Source organism: Streptomyces yerevanensis (genome assembly GCF_000716805.1).
GTDB lineage: Bacteria > Actinomycetota > Actinomycetes > Streptomycetales > Streptomycetaceae > Streptomyces > Streptomyces flaveus.
Genome location: NZ_JNWJ01000005.1, coordinates 103,363 through 120,554 on the forward strand (window position 1 = coordinate 103,363; position 17,192 = coordinate 120,554).

The 17,192-nt window shown below is 71.1% G+C and carries 13 protein-coding genes; 6 read left to right on the forward strand and 7 right to left on the reverse strand.

Annotated elements, in window-relative coordinates; genetic code table 11:
• Window positions 1–2: 2 nt before the first annotated feature.
• Window positions 3–4,196 (reverse strand): type I polyketide synthase, encoded by a 4,194-nt coding sequence (locus tag OP79_RS06555; protein ID WP_033319021.1) that lies wholly within the window; start codon window positions 4,194–4,196, stop codon window positions 3–5.
• Entirely contained in the window at window positions 4,193–5,893 is a 1,701-nt protein-coding gene (locus tag OP79_RS06560) for a fatty acyl-AMP ligase (protein ID WP_245685236.1), read from the reverse strand. Before OP79_RS06560 ends, OP79_RS06555 begins: the two co-directional genes overlap by 4 nt.
• A 271-nt stretch (window positions 5,894–6,164) precedes the next feature.
• Between OP79_RS06560 and OP79_RS06565 the strand changes: the two genes are divergently transcribed.
• From OP79_RS06565 to OP79_RS06575, 3 genes are all read left to right on the forward strand, one after another.
• Complete coding sequence (locus OP79_RS06565) at window positions 6,165–7,646, forward strand: MFS transporter (protein WP_051744451.1); 1,482 nt, start codon at window positions 6,165–6,167, stop codon at window positions 7,644–7,646.
• Between the two features lie 161 nt (window positions 7,647–7,807).
• The gene (locus tag OP79_RS06570; RefSeq protein ID WP_033319023.1) at window positions 7,808–8,170 is read left to right on the forward strand and encodes a DUF1304 domain-containing protein; all 363 of its coding nucleotides are present in this window, start codon (window positions 7,808–7,810) and stop codon (window positions 8,168–8,170) included.
• On the forward strand, window positions 8,167–8,730 hold the full coding sequence (locus OP79_RS06575; protein ID WP_033319024.1) for a TetR/AcrR family transcriptional regulator: 564 nt from the start codon (window positions 8,167–8,169) through the stop codon (window positions 8,728–8,730). Before OP79_RS06570 ends, OP79_RS06575 begins: the two co-directional genes overlap by 4 nt.
• Window positions 8,731–8,827: 97 nt before the next feature.
• Here OP79_RS06575 and OP79_RS06580 read toward each other — a convergent pair whose 3' ends face one another.
• On the reverse strand, window positions 8,828–9,934 hold the full coding sequence (locus OP79_RS06580) for an NAD(P)-dependent alcohol dehydrogenase (protein ID WP_033319025.1): 1,107 nt from the start codon (window positions 9,932–9,934) through the stop codon (window positions 8,828–8,830).
• A gap of 166 nt (window positions 9,935–10,100) precedes the next feature.
• A complete protein-coding gene (locus tag OP79_RS06585; protein ID WP_033319026.1) occupies window positions 10,101–11,555 on the reverse strand; it encodes an aldehyde dehydrogenase family protein in 1,455 nt (484 codons plus the stop codon).
• A 103-nt stretch (window positions 11,556–11,658) separates the two neighbouring features.
• On the opposite strand from OP79_RS06585, the gene OP79_RS06590 reads away from it, so the two are divergent.
• Window positions 11,659–12,099, forward strand: a complete 441-nt coding sequence (locus OP79_RS06590) for a MarR family winged helix-turn-helix transcriptional regulator (RefSeq protein WP_033319027.1) — start codon at window positions 11,659–11,661, stop codon at window positions 12,097–12,099.
• 181 nt (window positions 12,100–12,280) lie between these two features.
• Window positions 12,281–12,661: an anti-sigma factor antagonist gene (locus OP79_RS06595; protein ID WP_033319028.1), complete on the forward strand. Its 381-nt coding sequence runs from the start codon at window positions 12,281–12,283 to the stop codon at window positions 12,659–12,661.
• Between the two features lie 43 nt (window positions 12,662–12,704).
• On the opposite strand, the gene tuf is transcribed toward OP79_RS06595, so the two are convergent.
• Window positions 12,705–13,898 carry an elongation factor Tu gene (gene tuf / locus OP79_RS06600; RefSeq protein WP_033319029.1) on the reverse strand — a complete coding sequence of 398 codons (1,194 nt, stop codon included), beginning with the start codon at window positions 13,896–13,898 and terminating at the stop codon, window positions 12,705–12,707.
• A gap of 484 nt (window positions 13,899–14,382) precedes the next feature.
• Between tuf and OP79_RS06605 the strand changes: the two genes are divergently transcribed.
• The gene (locus tag OP79_RS06605) at window positions 14,383–15,033 is read left to right on the forward strand and encodes a DUF4230 domain-containing protein (RefSeq protein WP_033319030.1); all 651 of its coding nucleotides are present in this window, start codon (window positions 14,383–14,385) and stop codon (window positions 15,031–15,033) included.
• A gap of 34 nt (window positions 15,034–15,067) precedes the next feature.
• Here the strand turns inward: OP79_RS06605 and OP79_RS06610 are convergent, their stop codons facing one another.
• Together OP79_RS06610 and OP79_RS06615 are read right to left on the reverse strand one after the other, a co-directional pair.
• A complete protein-coding gene (locus OP79_RS06610; protein WP_033319031.1) occupies window positions 15,068–16,837 on the reverse strand; it encodes a complex I subunit 5 family protein in 1,770 nt (589 codons plus the stop codon).
• Complete coding sequence (locus tag OP79_RS06615; protein WP_033319032.1) at window positions 16,837–17,187, reverse strand: NADH-quinone oxidoreductase subunit K; 351 nt, start codon at window positions 17,185–17,187, stop codon at window positions 16,837–16,839. Before OP79_RS06615 ends, OP79_RS06610 begins: the two co-directional genes overlap by 1 nt.
• Window positions 17,188–17,192: the final 5 nt, after the last annotated feature.

The following is a 17,192-nucleotide window of genomic DNA, read 5'->3' on the forward strand; positions in this document are numbered from 1 at the left end:
CTTCAGGAGTCCCGCAGATCGCGTGTCAGCAGTCCGGCGAGTACGTCGACGACCGGTGGGTCGAGCAGTGACAGGTGGTGGCCGGGCAGCGGGACGACGGTGAGGTCGGTGCAGTGGGCGTCCCAGCCGAGCGCCTGGTCGTCGCGTTCGTAGCGGGGGTCGCGGACCGTGTGCGGGGCGGGCTCGCTCGCCCGGTAGAGGAGGGTGCGGCCGGTGTAGGGCCCGGGTGTGTGGCGTTCGCCGCTGCGGAGGTCCAGATACGAGGTGCGCTGGTGCTCCAGTACGGAGTCCGGCAGCTCGACGGTGTCACCCAGCACCTTGAGGACAAGGTCGATGCGGCCCGTGTCGTCGAGTCCGGCGAGTTCGTCGTACGGCAGGTCGAGGCGGGTGCCGTAGGTGCGTTCCACGTAGGCGGCGAAGTCCTGGAAGTGGCGCAGGGCCCGCTCGGTGGCGGTGAGTCCGGTCGGCAGCGGCAGCACCGAGTCGAGCAGGACCAGGGCGGAGACGGTGCCGTGTGGGGTCAGGAGCCGGACCGCCTCCTGGGCGACGACACCGCCGTACGACCAACCGCCCACCGCCCAGGGCCCGTTGGGGCTGACCTCCCGTATGCGCCGGGCGAACTCCGCGGCCCGGCCCGGCACATCGTCGGGGTCCGGCTGCCGGTCGAAGCCGTGGACCGGGCGGTTGCCGTCGAGGCGTGCGGCCAGCCGGGCGTAGACGTCGGCGGATCCGCCGGCGGCGTGGGCCAGGAAGAGGGGGGTGTGCGGGCCGGTGGCGGGGAAGGCACGGAGGTGATCGGAGGCGACGGGTCGCGCTTGCACGGGGAGGGCCGGGTGTGCCAAGTCCATGTCGCCCCCGAGCAGTTGGGCGACTCTCCGCAGAGTCCCTTGTTTCAGCAGCACTCCGGGCTCGACCTCGACATCGAACTCCCGCTGTACGACGGCCCGGATGCGCACGGCCGTGAGCGAGTCCAGGCCGAGGTTCGTCAACGGCGTGTCGGGGTCGATGTGTTCGGGGCTGTACCCCATCACTCCGGCCACGCACAGCCGCAGCCGTTCGACGGGACTCATGGCGCGGTCGGTGGACCCGACCTGGGGCTCGGCCGGGTCCACCGCCGTCTCCTCCCCCACCCAGAACCGGCGGTGCCGCCAGCGCGGCGGCGGTACGTCCACGATGCGGCCCTCGGGGTGCAGGACCTCTCGCGGCCGGGCCGTCCGTACGCCGTGCACGAGAAGGGTGGCGAGCGAGGTGCGGAAGGTGAGTGCGTCGTCGGTGTCGCGGCGCAGGGTGGGGGTGACCAGCGAGTCTTCGGCGCCGGCCGCGCGCAGGGTTTCCGTCAGGGGGTGCAACTGCGTTGCGTGCGGGGACACTTCGACGAAGACGCGGTGTCCGTCCTCGGCCGCCGCGCGCACGGCCTGGGTGAAGCGGACGGGGTTGCGCAGATTGGCCGCCCAGTACGCCGTGTCGACGGGCGCGGCCTCGCGGGGGTCGTCGAGCACGGTGGAGTAGCGGCGGCAGCGGGGGGCCTGCACGGGGGGCCGGATCTCGCCCAGCTCGCGGGTGAACTCACCCAGCAGCGGCTCGACTTCGCGCGAGTGACCGGCTGCGGACACGCCCAGCGCACGGGCGAAGCCGCCGTCGCCGTTCACCCGGGCGACCAGTGCGGCGACGTCCTCGGCCGAGCCGGTGACCACACACTGCACCGGCGAGGCGTGTACGGCGACGTCGAGTGTGCGCAGCTCCCTTGCCAGTACGGGGATTTCGGTGGCCGGTAGGTCCACGACGGCCATGGATCCGCCGGTGAGCCGGTCCAGCAGCCGGGAGCGCACGGCGACGACGCGGGCACCGGTGGCCTCGTCGAGGGCTCCGGAGACGACCGCCGCGGCGATCTCGCCCAGGGAGTGGCCGATGACGGCGGCGGGTTCGAGGCCGTACGAGCGCCAGAGCTCGGCGAGGGCGACCTGGATGCCGTACAGGACGGGCATGACGGTGGCGGGGCTCGACAGGACGGCGTCGGGGTGGAGCCCGGCGCGTAGAGAGACGCCCGCGTGTTCAAGGAGCAGCGGTTCCAGGCGGTCGACGGCGGCGGCGAACTTCCCTTCCGTGGCGAGGAGTTGGCTGCCCATGCCGGGCCACTGGGAGCCGTAGCCGGAGAACACCCAGACCGGGCCGGTGCCGCCCGGCGTCCCCTCCCCCGTGATCAGGTGCGGGGACGGGGCGCCGGTGGCCAGGCGGGTGAGCGCGGTGACGGTCTCCGCGCGGTCGCGGGTGACGAGGGCTGCGCGGTGCCGACCGCGTCCGGTGCGGCCTGCGAGGGTGCGGGCGAGGTCGGCATCGCGTACGCGCCGGCTGCCGGGGGTGTTCAGCCAGGCGGCGAGCTCAGCCGCGTACGCGCGCACCCTTTCTTTGGTGGACCCGTCGAGCAGCAGCAGCCGGGGACGCTCCGGCGCGCTGCTCGCCCGACGGGCCGGTCTGTGTTCGGGCTCGGCGAGGACGACATGGGCGTTCGTCCCGCCGAAGCCGAAGGCCGAGACGCCCGCGGTCGCCGTGCCCGAGTAGCGGGGCCACGGTTCCGGGGCGGTGACCACGCGCAGGCCGAGTGCGTCGAGGTCGGCGTGCGGGCCCTGGCGGGTGAAGTGGAGCTGGCCGGGGATCTCGCCGTGGTGCAGCGCAAGGACGGTCTTGATCAGGCCCGCGATGCCCGCCGCGGCTTCCAGGTGTCCGAGGTTCGTCTTGGCGGAGCCGATCAGCAGGGGCTGGTCGGCGGGGCGGCCCCGGCCGAGTACGGCACCGAGGGCGCCCGCTTCGATGGGGTCGCCGAGGGCGGTGCCGGTGCCGTGCGCCTCGACGTAGTCGACGGTCGTGGGGGCGGGGTGCGCTTCGGTGAGGAGGGCGCGTTGGGCTTCGGCGTTGGGGGCGGTCAGCCCGTTGGAGCGGCCGTCGGAGTTGACGGCTGTCGCGTGGATGACGGCCAGGACCCGGTCGCCGTCGCGTTCGGCGTCGGCGAGGCGTTTCAGTACGACCACGCCGCAGCCCTCGCCGCGTACGATCCCGTCGGCCTCCGCGTCGAACGCCTTGCACCGGCCGTCCGGGGCGAGGGCGCCCGCGCGCTGGAGGCCGAGGGTCACGGCGGGGCTCAGCAGCAGGTTCACCCCCGCGGCGAGCGCCGTGTCGCTCTCGCCGCTGACCAGGCTCCGTACCGCATGGTGCACCGCGACCAGGGACGACGAGCACGCCGTGTCGACGGACATGCTGGGCCCGCGCAGGTCGAGGGCGTACGACAGGCGGCCCGCGGCGATGCTCAGGGAGGCGCCGGTGGCGGTCCAGGCGTCCACGGCGCCGGGGTCGGCGGTGGTGAGGTGGGCGTACTCGTTGCCGCTGATGCCGACGAAGACACCGGTGCGGCTGCCGGCGAGCGCGGGCGCGGGCAGGGCCGCGTGGTCAAGGGCCTCGCGGGCGACTTCGAGGAGCATGCGGTGCTGGGGGTCCATGGCGACGGCCTCGTGACCGGCGATCCCGAAGAACTCGGCGTCGAACCCGGCGATCTCGTCGAGGCCACCGAGGAAGGCGCCGTGCGGGCTCACGTCGTCCGGCAACCGCGCCGGATCGTGCACGAAGGGCTCCCACCGCCCGTCCGGAACCGTGCCGACCGCGTCCCGCCCCTCGGCGAGAAGCCGCCAGTACACCTCGGGCGAGCGGACTCCGCCGGGGAAGCGACAGCCGAGGCCGATGACGGCGACGGGGGTCGGGGCCCCGCCACGGTCCGCGGCGCGCGGGGTATGGGCGCCAACGTCGGGCATGTGGCGGACAGTTGGGCCCCCGGGCACGCGACCGTCCGCTGTCGCGGCGTCCGCCGCCCAGCCGCCGGCCGGCGCGAGCCGCATGTCGCCTGGCGTCGGGCCGCCCAGTGTCGGCGGAGGTGCGGCTTGCGCCTCGGCGGCATCGGCCGACGATCCCGCTTCCTTGGCCAGGCGCATCACCATCGCGTCGATCGTCGGCGCGTCCCACAGGAACGTGTTCGGGAGGCGGCGGCCGGACAGTTCGCTCAGGGCGGCCGTGAGTGCTACCGCGTCCCGGGAGGTGAGGCCGGTTTCGGCGAGGGGCAGGTCGTCGGGGAGTTCGGAGGGGGCGAGGCCGTACCAGGTGTGGAGCCGTTCCGTCACCAGAGCGCGGATCGCCGTACGTGACGCGGTCATCGGGCGCCGAACCCTCCCTCCAGGAACCGTGCGCGGGTCGCCGTGCGCGAGACCTTGCCGCTGCTGGTGCGGGGCACGGAACCGGGCGGGACGAGGAGGAGGGTGCCCAGGCGCAGGCCGTGGCGGGTGGAGACGGTGGCGCGTGCGGTGCGTTCGGCCGCCCAGGCGTCCTCGGCCGTCGGTTCGGTGTCGCGGCGGTGTTCGGCGATCACGACGAGTTCCTCGCCCGTGCGGTCCGGCCGGGTGACGCCGAACGCGGCGAGCCGGTCGCGGCGGATCAGGGGGACGGCCGTCTGTACGGTCTGCTCGATGTCCTGGGGGTAGTGGTTGCGCCCGTCCACGATGATCACGTCCTTGTGCCGCCCCGTGACGAGGAGTTGCCCCTCATGCAGGGCGCCGAGATCGCCGGTGCGCAGCCAGTCGCCCGTCGCGCCGAAGCCGAAGGTCTCGGCGGAGAGTTCGGCGCGCTTCCAGTAGCCGAGCCCGACGTTCGGCCCGCGTACCTGGATCTCGCCGACCCGCCCTTCCGGGAGTACCGCACCGTCCGCGCCGACGACCCGCACCTCCTGCCCGACGGGCGTCCCGCACGAGACGAGCACAGCCGCCGTCGCCGCGTCCGGCGCCTCCTCCACGCGCCCTTCCGCGAGCGCGTCGGCATCACAGGCCACGGTCGAGGGCGCGGCGTCCGAAGCGTCCGCGGTCACGAACACCGTGGCCTCCGCCAGTCCGTACGCCGGGCAGTGCGCGGCCGGGTGGAGTCCGGCGGGCGCGAACCTGGTGCGGAAGCGGTCCACCGTCCCCGCGCGCACCGGCTCACTGCCGTTGATGAGCACCCGTACGCGGTCCAGGTCCAGTTCGTCGGCCAGCGCCGGATCCGTACGCGCCACGCAGTAGTCGTACGCGAAGTTCGGAGCGGCGCTGACGGTCCCCTCGTACGAGCCGAGGAGGCGCAGCCAGCGGGAGGGGTCCTGGAGGAAGTCGGCGGGGTCCATGAGGACGGACGGGAAGCCGCCGACCACGGGGGCGGCGATGCTGAGGACCAGGCCCATGTCGTGGAAGAGCGGCAGCCAGCCGACCGTCGTGGTGATCCGCGGATCGGCGATGAACGCGTCGATCGCCTGGCGGGCGTTGGCGACGACATTGGCGTGGCTGATCATCACGCCGGACGGGCTGCGGGTGGAGCCGGAGGTGTACTGGAGGTAGGCGATGTCGCCGGGCTCGGGCCTCGCTCCCGGCTCGTCCTCAGGGTCGGATCCGGTGCGCCGGCTGGGCAGTTGGTCGACGGGGACGACCGGCACGTCCGGCAGTTCGCGGTCCCGTACGAAGGCGCGTACGGAGGATGCCGTGGCGGAGTCGGTGAGCAGGCAGGCGGGTTCGCAGTCGGCGAGGACTCCCGCCAGTCTTCCTTCGTGACCCGGGATCCCGGGGCCGAAGAGGGGTACGGCGATCACGCGGGCGTACAGGCAGCCGAGGAAAGCGGCCGCGTAGTCGAGCCCTTGGGGCAGGACGAGGGCGGCGCGTTCGCCGGGCGAGGCGATCGTGACGAGGTGGTCGGCGACGGCTCTGGCGCGGGCGTCGAGGGCGCGCCAGCCGAGGGAGCGGTGGCGTCCCGTGGGAGCGGTGTCGGGGAAGTCGACGTGGCTGAGGGCACGTTGCTGCGGCCGGTGCCTTGCCCAGTGCCGCAGATGGTCCGTCATGAGAGTGGCTTCGGTTGCTTCGACAGTTGGCTGGGCGGGCGGCATGGCGACTCCAACTGTGAGGGGGACGGCGCGAGTTGAGACTGCGCGAGTTGAGGCGGTGCACCAGGTTCCGCCTCTGCGGGCTGAGGGGTTAGGGGACGTACTGACAGTTCGTCTGCCGCGTTCTGTCAGTTCGCTGACAAAGTCGGCCGCCGATTCCATGCCGTGGGCCAGAGCCAGTGCGAGGCCGCGCCGCCGACAATCCGGTGACGGCGGAAGGAGCCGATTCGTGGGACGTGCACGGCTGTTCGCGCTGCTTTCCCTGATCACGCTGACCGGGTTCATCACGACCCTCGACAACACGGTCATCAACGTGGCCCTGCCGACCGTGCAGCGCGAACTGGGGCTGAGCGTCACGGACTTGGAGTGGGTGGCCAGCAGTTACGTACTCAGTTTCGGCGCGCTGCTGCTGCCCGGCGGACGGCTGACCGATCTCTTCGGGCGCCGGTCCGTACTGACGGTGGGGGTCGTGGTCTTCACGGCGGCGTCTGCGGCTGCGGCCGTCGCGGACAGCGGTGGCACGCTGATCGCGGCCCGTACGGTGCAGGGGGTCGGGGCCGCGCTGATCATCCCGGCGTCGCTGGCCCTGGTCGCCGCCGATCTGCCCGCGCGACGGCAGTCGATGGCCATCGGCCTGTGGACGGCGGCGCTCGCGGTCGCGCTGGCGATGGGGCCCGTGGTCGGCGGCTTCGTCACCCAACAGTGGAGCTGGGGCTGGGTGTTCGCGCTGAACGTACCCTTCGGGATCGTCGCTCTGCTGCTGATGCCGGCAGTGCCCGCCAGACCGAAAGAATCTGGGTCTGGGGCCGGGTCTGCGTCCCGGCGCGGCGGGCTCGATCTGCCGGGGGTGCTGTTCTCCGTCCTCGCGCTCTATCTGCTGACGTACGGGCTGGTGCGGGGCACAGAGCACGGGTTCGGCGCCGCGCCCGTACCGCTGTGTCTGGGTGTTTCCGCCGTCGCCACCTGTGCGTTCCTCCTCGCGGAGGCCCGGACCAGTCGCCCCCTCCTCGAACTCGGGCTGCTGCGCGACCGGTTCCTCACGGGCGGGGTGATCGCGCAGGTGCTGTGGGGCATCGGCGTGAACGGGGTCTTCTTCTTCACCGCCCTCTACCTCCAGCGGGTGCTCGGCTTCTCACCGACCAAGGCGGGGCTGGCCTTCCTGCCGCTGGCGGGAGCGCTGCTGCTCTGCACACCGCTGGCCGAGCGGGCCGCTCGCGTACTGGGCGCCCATGTGTCGATCGCGGCGGGGCTCGGCGTGGTGGCGGCCGGTCTGCTGTACGTCTCGGGGACGGGCGCGAACGCCGGCTACTGGGACCTTCAGCCGGGGCTGCTGATGATCGGCGCGGGTTCGGCGCTCACCACTCCGCTGACGGTGCGCTGCCTCGCCCGGGTCCCGGACGCCCGTACGGGCATGGCGACGGGTCTGGTGAGTGCGGCGCGCGAGGTCTCGGGGGTGTTCGGGGTGGTGCTGGTCGGTGTCGTCCTCACCCGGCGCGAGCGCTCCGAGCTGCGGGCGGGCACGGATCCGCGCAGCGCGTTCCTGGAGGGGTACGACATCGGACTGCGGCTCGCGGCATGCTCTGTGCTGGCGGGCGCGATCGTCACGCTGGTGACACTGCGCCGTCGAGGACGCCATCGGCGGGTACGGCAGCGGTGGGTACGGTCGCGTCGCGAGCCGGCTCGGACCGGAACTCCCCTTGTCCTGAAGTGACAAACCCCTCCCCCACCCCTTTCAGTAGCGGGCGAGTCTGACGACGGGTCGCGAGGAGCCCCGCGGCAGTTCCTGGGCAGCTGTCCATGTATGGTGGACACCTGTCCAGGAAATCTCCAGGGCAACAGGCGACACCCACCCCCTCAGAGGAGCCCCTCGTCATGGCAGTGCTCGCGAACGTATTGGTCGGGCTGGTGGCTGCCCTGCACGCCTACATCCTGGTTCTGGAGATGTTTCTGTGGGAGCGGAAGCCGGGACGGGGGCTGCACGGGTTCGATCCGGAGATGGCGCGGGCCACCGCGCCGATGGCCGCCAACCAGGGGCTCTACAACGGGTTTCTCGCCGCGGGCCTCGTGTGGGGACTGGTCGCAGGGGATCCGACCGGGTTCGCCGCGCAGGTCTTCTTCCTGGTGTGCGTGATCGTCGCGGGCGTCTACGGAGCCGTGACCGCGAACCGCCGCATCCTGTTCGCCCAGGCACTGCCCGGCACGCTCGCCCTGATCGCCGTCCTCGTCTCCCAGTGACCCCGGTCCCGGCCCCCGACCCCCGAGCCGAACGCACCCGGGCCAAGCTGCGCCGCGCCCTCCTCGACGAGTGCGCGCGGCGCCCGCTGTCGGAGGTCAGCGTCGCGGCCCTGGTGCGCGGGGCCGGAGTCGGCCGGGCCACGTTCTATCTGCACTACGCCGACCTGGAGGCGCTCGCGGTCGACGCCTGCGCCGATGTCGTACGCGATGCGGTGGACGCCCTGCACGCCTGGCGCGGCCGGCCCGACCCCAGGTCCGCGCCACCCGCGCTGCTGGCGTTCTTCGAGGGCCTGCCCCCACACGCCCCGCTCTACCGCGCCCTGTTGAGCCCGGGCGGCCAGGGCCCGCTGGGCCGCGTACTGCATCACGACCTGCGCGCCCGCAGCCAGGCCGAGCGCGAACTCGTCGGCGCCCCTGAGGCACCGCTCATCGCCTCCGCCGTGGCCGCGACCTTCGCCGGTGTCCTCGCCGACTGGCTGCACGGACTCATCGAGGCCACACCGGAGGAGATCGCACACCGGGTGTGGCGCCTGCTCGTCACCCTGAACCTCAGCCAGTAGGGAGCCAGTAGGGGCTGCGGTCACCGCTGCCACCCGGCCCGGCCCGGCTGAAGGGGCGCCCCTCGCAGGGCATCGTGGGGCGCCCCTCGCTCACCCGTCAGCCGAAGGTCAGTACCGGCTTGATCGCCTTGCCCGCGCCCATGTCCTGTACGGCCTGCCCGATGTCCTCGAAGGCGTACTTGCTGATCAGCCTGTCCAGCGGCAGGCGGCCCTCGCGGACCAGCTTGACCAGGGCGGGAATCGCGGTCTGGGTCTCGTTGTCGCCGAGGGTCAGGCCCACCACGCGCTTGCCGCCGAGCATTCCGTTGACGTCCAGGGCGACCTCCGAGCCGAACGGCGGGGCGCCGACGATGACCACCGTGCCGCGCGCGGCGAGCGCGTCCACGCCCGTGCGCAGGACGGCGACGCTGCCGGTGGTCTCCACGACCCCGTCGGCCCCGGCGCCGTCGGTGATCAGCTGGATCGCCTCCAGGATGTCCCCGTCACCGGCGTTCACGGTGTGCGTGGCGCCCAACTCGCGGGCCAGCTCCAGCCGTTCGGCCACCTTGTCGACGGCGATCACCGTGGTCGCGGGTGTCATGGCGGCGGCCATCACCGCGGACAGACCGACCGCGCCGGCCCCGAGGATCACCAGCGTGTCGCCCGTGCGGGGCTCCAGTACGTTCCACACGGCTCCCACGCCGGTCTGCACGCCGCAGCCCAGCGGTGCGATGGTCTCCAGCGGTACGTCCCGGTCGACCTTGACGAGGCTGCGCTGGTCCACCAACGCCCGCTCGGCGAACGAGGACTGGCCGAAGAAGTGGCCGCCGAGGGGTTCGCCGTCGCGGCTGATGGGGCTGGTGCCGTCGGGCCGGCGCCCGCCGATCAGGTTCAGCGGCAGCCAGGTGGCGCAGTAGGCCGGGTGGCCGTCGCGGCAGTTCTTGCAGCTGCCGCAGGAGGTGAAGGACATCAGGACGTGGTCGCCGGGCTCGATGCCGGTGACGTCCGAGCCGACGGCCTCGACGACGCCCGCGCCCTCGTGCCCGAGGACTCCGGGCAGCGGGAAGGGCAGGCCGCCGCCGGCCACACCGAGGTCGGTGTGGCACAGCCCGGCGGCGACCATCCGGACGAGCGCCTCGTTGGGGCGCGGTTCGTCGAGTTCGACGGTGGACAGCGTGAACGGCGCTCCCCCGGACTCGACCACGGCTGCACGAGTGGTGGACATACTCAACTCCTCTTTTCAATTGTGAGCCTCCGGAGCGCTACAGCCGGTGTCGAGAGCGCGACCGTGCTCAGCCCTCCTTCGTCGGGCCTCCGCGCGCTCACGCTCTCGACACCGTCGCGCTCCTGCGGCTCACTGGTTGCAGGGATTGCGGGGGTTGCGCTTGCGCTCAGTCGAGCGAGATGACGACGGACTTGACCTTGGTGTACGCGGCGAGCGCCTCGGGCCCGTACTCACGGCCGAAGCCGGAGGCCTTGACCCCGCCGAAGGGGACGTTGGGGTCGAGCATCGCCCAGTCGTTGACCCAGACGATGCCGGCCTCGATACGGTCGGCGACGCGGTGCGCGCGGGCGAGGTTGGTGGTCTGGATACCCGAAGCCAGGCCGTACGGCGTGGAGTTGGCCATCTCGACGGCCTCGTCCTCGGAGTCGAAGGGCTGCACGGTCAGGACCGGGCCGAAGATCTCCTCCTGGACGAGACGGGAGTCGTTGCTCACGTCCGCGATCACCGTGGGCTTGTAGTAGAAGCCGCCGTTCAGGTCGAGGCGCTCACCGCCGCAGACGATGCGGGCGCCCTCCTTGCGGGCCAGTTCGACGTACTCCTCGACCTTCTTGAGGTGCTTCTCCCCCGCCATCGGGCCGATGACGGTCTCGGGCTGCCGGGGGTCGCCGATGGGCACGCCGGGCACGGCGTCGGCGAGGATGCCGACCACGGTGTCGTACAGCGGGCGGGCGACCAGCAGGCGGGGGCCGCCCATGCAGAACTGACCCGTGTTGAAGACGAAGCCCTTGATGACGGCGCCGATGGCCTTCTCGAGGTCGGCGTCCTCGAAGACGATGTGGGCCGCGTTGCCGCCGAGTTCCATCGTGACCGGCTTGAGGGCCTCACCGGCGACGCTCGCCGCGTGCCGGCCGACCGCGGTGGAGCCGGTGAAGGCCACCTTGTCGATGCCGGGGTTGCGCAGCAGCGCCTCACCGGCGACCGGTCCAGTGCCGGTGACGACGTTGTAGACGCCGTCCGGGACGCCTGCCTTCTTCAGCAGACCGGCCATGTAGAGAGCGCTGAGCGGGGTCTCGTCGGCGGGCTTGTGCACCACCGTGTTGCCGGCCGCGAGCGCCGGGGCGATCTTCGAACCGGCAAGGATCAGCGGGAAGTTGAAGGGTGTGATCGCGGCGACCACCCCGAGCGGACCGCGCCGGGTGTAGGCGTGGGCGTTCAGCGGGGTGTCACGGGTCGCGCCGTCCAGGGTCCAGGCCAGGGAGGCGTAGTACTCGTAGTCGTTGGCCGCGTTCGTGACGTCGACGGCGTGGCACAGCGAGATCGGCTTGCCGACATCGAGGCTCTCGAGGTTCGCGATCTCGTCCGCGTTCTCCCGGATCAACTCGGCGACCCGGTGCAGCACACGGCCCCGCTCACGGCCGCTCAGCGTGGCCCAACCGCTGTTGTCGAAGGCGTCGCGCGCGGCCCGTACGGCCGCGTCGACGTCGGAGGCATCGGCTTCCGCGACCGTCGTGACCACCTGCCCGGTGGACGGGTCGATCACGTCCGTGCGCGCCCCACTGGACCCGTCCCGCCACTGCCCGCCGATGAACAGCTGTCCGGGCTCGCTCTCGAAGGTGGTCATACCCACTCCCCAGCCTTGTTCGCCAAGATTCAATCAACAGGATTCCTGTTGGTTCGCAGTCTCATTACAGACAGGTTTCCTGTCAATGCCCTAGGCTGACCTCATGGTCGGCACCAAGGCATCCACCAAGGCACCTCCGTCGCTCCTCTACATGATCAAGCAGGTGGAACTCGTGGTGCGTTCCCATCTGGACGAGTTGCTCAAGCCGGCGGGGATCACGGCACTGCAGTACACCTCGCTCACCGTTCTGGAGCGGCACGACGGTCTGTCCGCGGCGCAGCTCGCGCGTGACTCGTTCGTCACCGCGCAGTCCGTGGCCGATGTGGTCCGGGCCCTGGAGAACCGCGGCCTGGTACGCCGCGAGCGCAACCCCCGCAACCGACGGGAACTCCTCATCCTTCTCACCGAGTCTGGCCGCGATCTGCTCGCACGGCACGCCGAACCCGTGAGAGAACTCGAGGACCGCATGATCCGGGATCTCACCGCGCACCAGGCCGACCAGTTCCGGCTTGCACTGTCGAAGGCGTGGCACGCGCTGTCGTAGCGGCACGGCCGTCCCGTCACAGCGATCCGGCCGTACGGATCCGGGCCCATAACCGTTGGGCGTCGAACCCCCGCAAACCCAAGACGTATGTCAATCGAACATGCTGGAATTCATCCCATCGGGGTCGAATTCCAGGGTGCTCAGGGTCTTCCAGGGCGGGGAACGGTGAGGTGATGTCGGCGTGCGCAACGGAACCGAGACCCTCACCCCGCATCTGCACGTCCACCGGGACCGCGGGTACACCGTGCTGGAGTTCCACGGCGAGATCGACATCATCGCGGCGCTGGAGATCGTCCCTTTCCTGGACGCGGCGACGGGGCGGCCCGGCGCGCAGGTCGTGCTCGATCTACGGCACATCGAGTTCTTCGACTGCTCGGGACTGCGCTTACTCCACCGGGCCCGGCTCCGGGTCCTCAACCGCGGCGGGCGGCTGCAACTGGTCTGCACCCACCCGCTGGCTCTGCGCATCTTCCAGGTGACCGGTCTCGACGCGCTTCTGCCCCCGCTGTCGACTCTGGACGAGGCACTGGGGCAGTCCGAGGCCACCTCCGGCTCCGTATGACCTGCCTGCGACCTGCCCCGGAGGCACTTCGGAGGACCCGGGGCTACTTCACGATCTTGGTGACCTGACCGGCGCCGACCGTCCGGCCGCCCTCACGGATGGCGAACTTCAGCCCCTCCTCCATGGCGACGGGCTGGATCAGCTCGACATTCATGGTGGTGTTGTCGCCCGGCATGACCATCTCGGTGCCCTGCGGCAGGGTCACCACACCGGTCACGTCCGTCGTACGGAAGTAGAACTGCGGACGGTAGTTGTTGAAGAACGGCGTGTGCCTTCCTCCCTCGTCCTTGGACAGGATGTACGACCGCGCCTCGAACTCGGTGTGCGGAGTCACCGAGCCCGGCTTGATGATGACCTGGCCGCGCTCCACGTCCTCGCGCTTCACGCCGCGCAGCAGCAGACCGCAGTTCTCCCCGGCCCGCCCCTCGTCGAGGAGCTTGCGGAACATCTCGATGCCGGTGACCGTGGTGGTGGTCTTCTCCGGCTTGATGCCGATGATGTCGACGGTCTCGTTGACCTTGAGGACACCACGCTCGATACGGCCGGTGACGACCGTACCGCGGCCCGTGATGGTGAAGACGTCCTCGATCGGCATCAGGAACGGCTGGTCGACATCGCGTACCGGCTCGGGCACGAACTCGTCGACGGCCCTGAGGAGTTCGAGGACCGACTGGCCCCACCGCTCGTCGCCCTCGAGGGCCTTGAGCGCGGAGACGCGGACGACCGGGACGTCGTCGCCCGGGAACTCGTAGTCGGTGAGCAGCTCGCGCACCTCCAGTTCGACGAGTTCCAGGATCTCCTCGTCGTCCACCATGTCGGCCTTGTTCAGGGCGACGACGATGTACGGCACGCCGACCTGACGCGCGAGCAGGACGTGCTCCTTGGTCTGCGGCATCGGGCCGTCCGTGGCGGCGACGACGAGGATCGCCCCGTCCATCTGCGCCGCGCCCGTGATCATGTTCTTGATGTAGTCCGCGTGACCGGGGCAGTCGACGTGCGCATAGTGCCGGTTCTCCGTCTGGTACTCGACATGCGCGATCGAGATCGTGATGCCGCGCTGACGTTCCTCCGGCGCCTTGTCGATCTGCTCGAACGGCGTGTACGGGTTCAGGTCGGGGAACCTGTCGTGCAGCACCTTCGTCATGGCTGCCGTGAGGGTCGTCTTACCGTGGTCGATGTGACCGATGGTCCCAATGTTCACATGCGGTTTGGTCCGCTCGAACTTCGCCTTGGACACTGCAGGCCCTCCTGATCACCTGGGTGACGCCGAGCGCGCTTCGCTTGGTCCTGTCGCCGCGTTCTCTCACTGTTTGCAGCTTTTGCGGCCTTTTCTTCAGAATACGCGGGTAGGCCGAGCCGCACCGAGCGGCGGCTGCGGACCTCGCGCCAAAGCCCCCGGTCACTGGCTCACCCGCTCACCGGCTCGCCGGCAGTCGCAGCGGGCACCCCTTCAGGGGCGCGGGGCTGTATCAATGTGCGGCTCCTCCCCACTCTCGGCTCCTCCCCCACTCTCGGCTTCGCTCGAGCGGGGGGACCCCCATGAGCGGGGAGATCCCCATCGTGGGCGTGACCAGCCACGACCCGCCAGCAGCTTCGAACCGCAGTCCCAGCGGAGCGCTCAGTGCGCCGTCAGTGACCCCGTCATCGGTCGTATTCGACCAAGAGAGCGGTCTCCCAAGGGATTTGAGGGGTATTCATCAAACGGGAAGGAGGTCGTTCACATGACGACGTCCCTGAAGCGCCTGCCCGGATGGGCGAAGCTCCTGAGCGCGGTACTCCTGGTACTGGTGGTGCTCTTCGCCGGACTGCGGCTCAGTCTGCTGCCCGGACTGGGCGATGTGTTCCGCGAGGACACCCACGACCGTTCGGGGCCCACGCTCCTCAAGTCGATCCAGGACATCAGCCGTTACGACGCCGCCTCCGGCAACTTCCAGGTGGTGGTGGATCTGGAGAAGGACGCCCGGTTCCTGCCCGACGCACTCCGCGGCACCCGCACCCTGTACGTGGGTGCCGGCACCGTGGACGCCTATGTGGACCTCGGAAAGGTCGGCGAGAACGACGTGACGGTCAACGAGGACCGCACGTCCGCCACGCTCAAACTCCCGCACGCCGCACTGGGCAAGCCCGCCCTCGACCCCGACCAGTCGTACGCCGTGTCCAAGCAGCGCGGTCTCCTGGACCGGCTCGGCGACATCTTCTCGGACAACCCGAACGACGAACGCGCCGTGCAGCGGCTCGCCGCCCGGCACATCGGCGACGCGGCGAAGGACAGCAAGCTCACCGCCCGCGCCGAGGAGAACACCACCGGCATGCTCAAGGGACTGCTGGGCTCTCTGGGCTTCAAGGAGGTGAACGTGACCTACGGGGCGTGAGCCCGCCGCCCCCGAACGGTGACCCGTGCTGTCCTCAACCGGTATGGATGCCGGGCAGGGCCAGGCCGCCCAGCAGCGCCGCGCCCGCAAGCAGCCAGGCCACGTAGTCCCCGATGTGGCCGGACTGCAGGCGGCGCAGCGGTCCGGCCCAGGCCTCGCCCGGCAGCCAGGTCCGCCGGGTGACGGCGAGCCCGGCGAGGCCCACGGCCAGCAGGGTCGAGGTCAGGCCCAGCAGCACTCCGGCCGGGGTCCAGTGGGGTGAGGCGAACGCTGCCCCGGCGCCTGCTTCGTTCACCGCGTGTTCCACGACGGTGGCGAAGCCCGGCGCCACGCCGGCGGTGAGCGAGGCGGCGAGCAGCACCGCGGGGACGGTCGTCATGGTGTCCGGTACGCGCCTGAGCCGCCGCCGGGTCTCGGGCGGCTCACCGGCGCCGGTCGTCTCGTACGAGGCGTGTTCCTCGGGTTTCGGACCGAGCCCGAGGAACACGCGCGCGGCGACCCGCAGCACCGCGCCCGCGGTCACCGTCGACACGGCCACGTACAGCACGGTCAGCGCGGGCCCGGCCGCCTCCTCGGTGACCGCCTTGCCCAGTGCGGTGCCGAAGGGCGGCAGTCCGGCCAGGCCCAGCGCGCCGACGACGAAGAGCACCGCGACGCCGCGCAGCTCCCGGGCACGCCCGTGCAGCGCGTACTCGTCGACGCTGCCGAACCGGTCGAGGACGATGCCCGCGCAGGCGAAGAGGGCGGCTTTCACTCCGGCATGGCCGAGGATGTAGAGCGCGACTCCGCCGTCCGACGCCGGGGTGAGTACGCCGACACCGGTGAGGAACAGCCCTATGTGGGCGACCGTCGAGTACGCCAGCAGGCGCTTGATATGCCGCTGGTACCAGCACATCACCGCGCCGACCACCCCCGTCAGCACGCCCAGCACCAGCAGCACACGCTGAAGGTCCGCCGCCGGGATGCCGCCCGGGCCCGCGAAGACGTCCCCGTACACCCGCCAGACCCCGAACACGCCGAGCTCGACCATCACGCCGGACAGCAGCATGCACACCGGTGTCGGCGCGACCGCGTGCGCGTCCGGCAGCCAGAAGTGGAAGGGCACGGCCGCCGCCTTGACGAGCAGCCCGGTCAGGACGAGGACGAAGGCTGCGAGGACCAGCGCGTCGGGCGGCCCTTCCGCGTCCAGCCGCCGTCCGATGTGCGTCATGGCGAGCTCGCCGGTACGCGCGTACAGCAGCCCGATGCCCATCAACATGGCATACGCGCCAAGGGAGTTGATCACCCCGAAGGTCAACGCGCCCTGCACCGCCCTGGCCTCCTCGACCCGATGGCCCGTCAGCGCGTAGGCCACGACGCTCATCAGCTCGAAGAAGACGAAGGCGTTGAACAGGTCCCCGGCGATCGCGAAGCCGCACATACCGCCCTGGAAGAGCAGCATCAGCGCAGGGAAGGAGCCCGCATGGCGGCGTGGCGGTTCGTCGAAGTAGTGCCAGGAGTACGCCAGTGCCGCCAGGGTCAGCAGAGACGCGAGCGCGGCCATGCCGAGGCCCGGCCCGTCGCCGACGAGCATGATGCCCACGCTCACGCCGTCGCGGGGCACCCAGTCGCCCGCCCATTCCACCAGGGGTGGCGAGGACTGGAGGACCAGGAAGATCGCGAGGCCCGCCGTGGCCGCCGACACGGCGCAGCCCGCCGACTCGGCCCAGGCACGCGGCAGTCGGCGGCCGCCGGCGACGAGCAGGGCGGCGCCGAGGAGCGGGACGGCTACGAGCAGCGGCAGCAGATGGTTCGGGTGGTTCATCAGCCGCGCAGCTCGGAGAGTTCGTCCGGGTCGAGGGTGCCGTGGCGTTTGGCGATCTGCAGGACGAGGGCGAGCAGCAGGGCGGTGACGGTGGCGCCCACGACCACATCGGTGAGGGCCAGGGACTGCACGACCGGGTCCACCACGGGCCGGGAGCCGGGCTCGATGTCGGAGTACACGGGGGCGGTGGCGCCGTCGCGGTAGCCCACGGCGAGCAGCAGGACGTAGGTGGCCGCCTGGCAGACGGACAGGCAGCCGACGGCGTGGATGAGATTGCGGCTGGTGGCGAGGCCGTAGCAGCCGACGAGGAAGATCCACGCGGCGACCAGGTACGGCAGGACGGACATCATGGTCG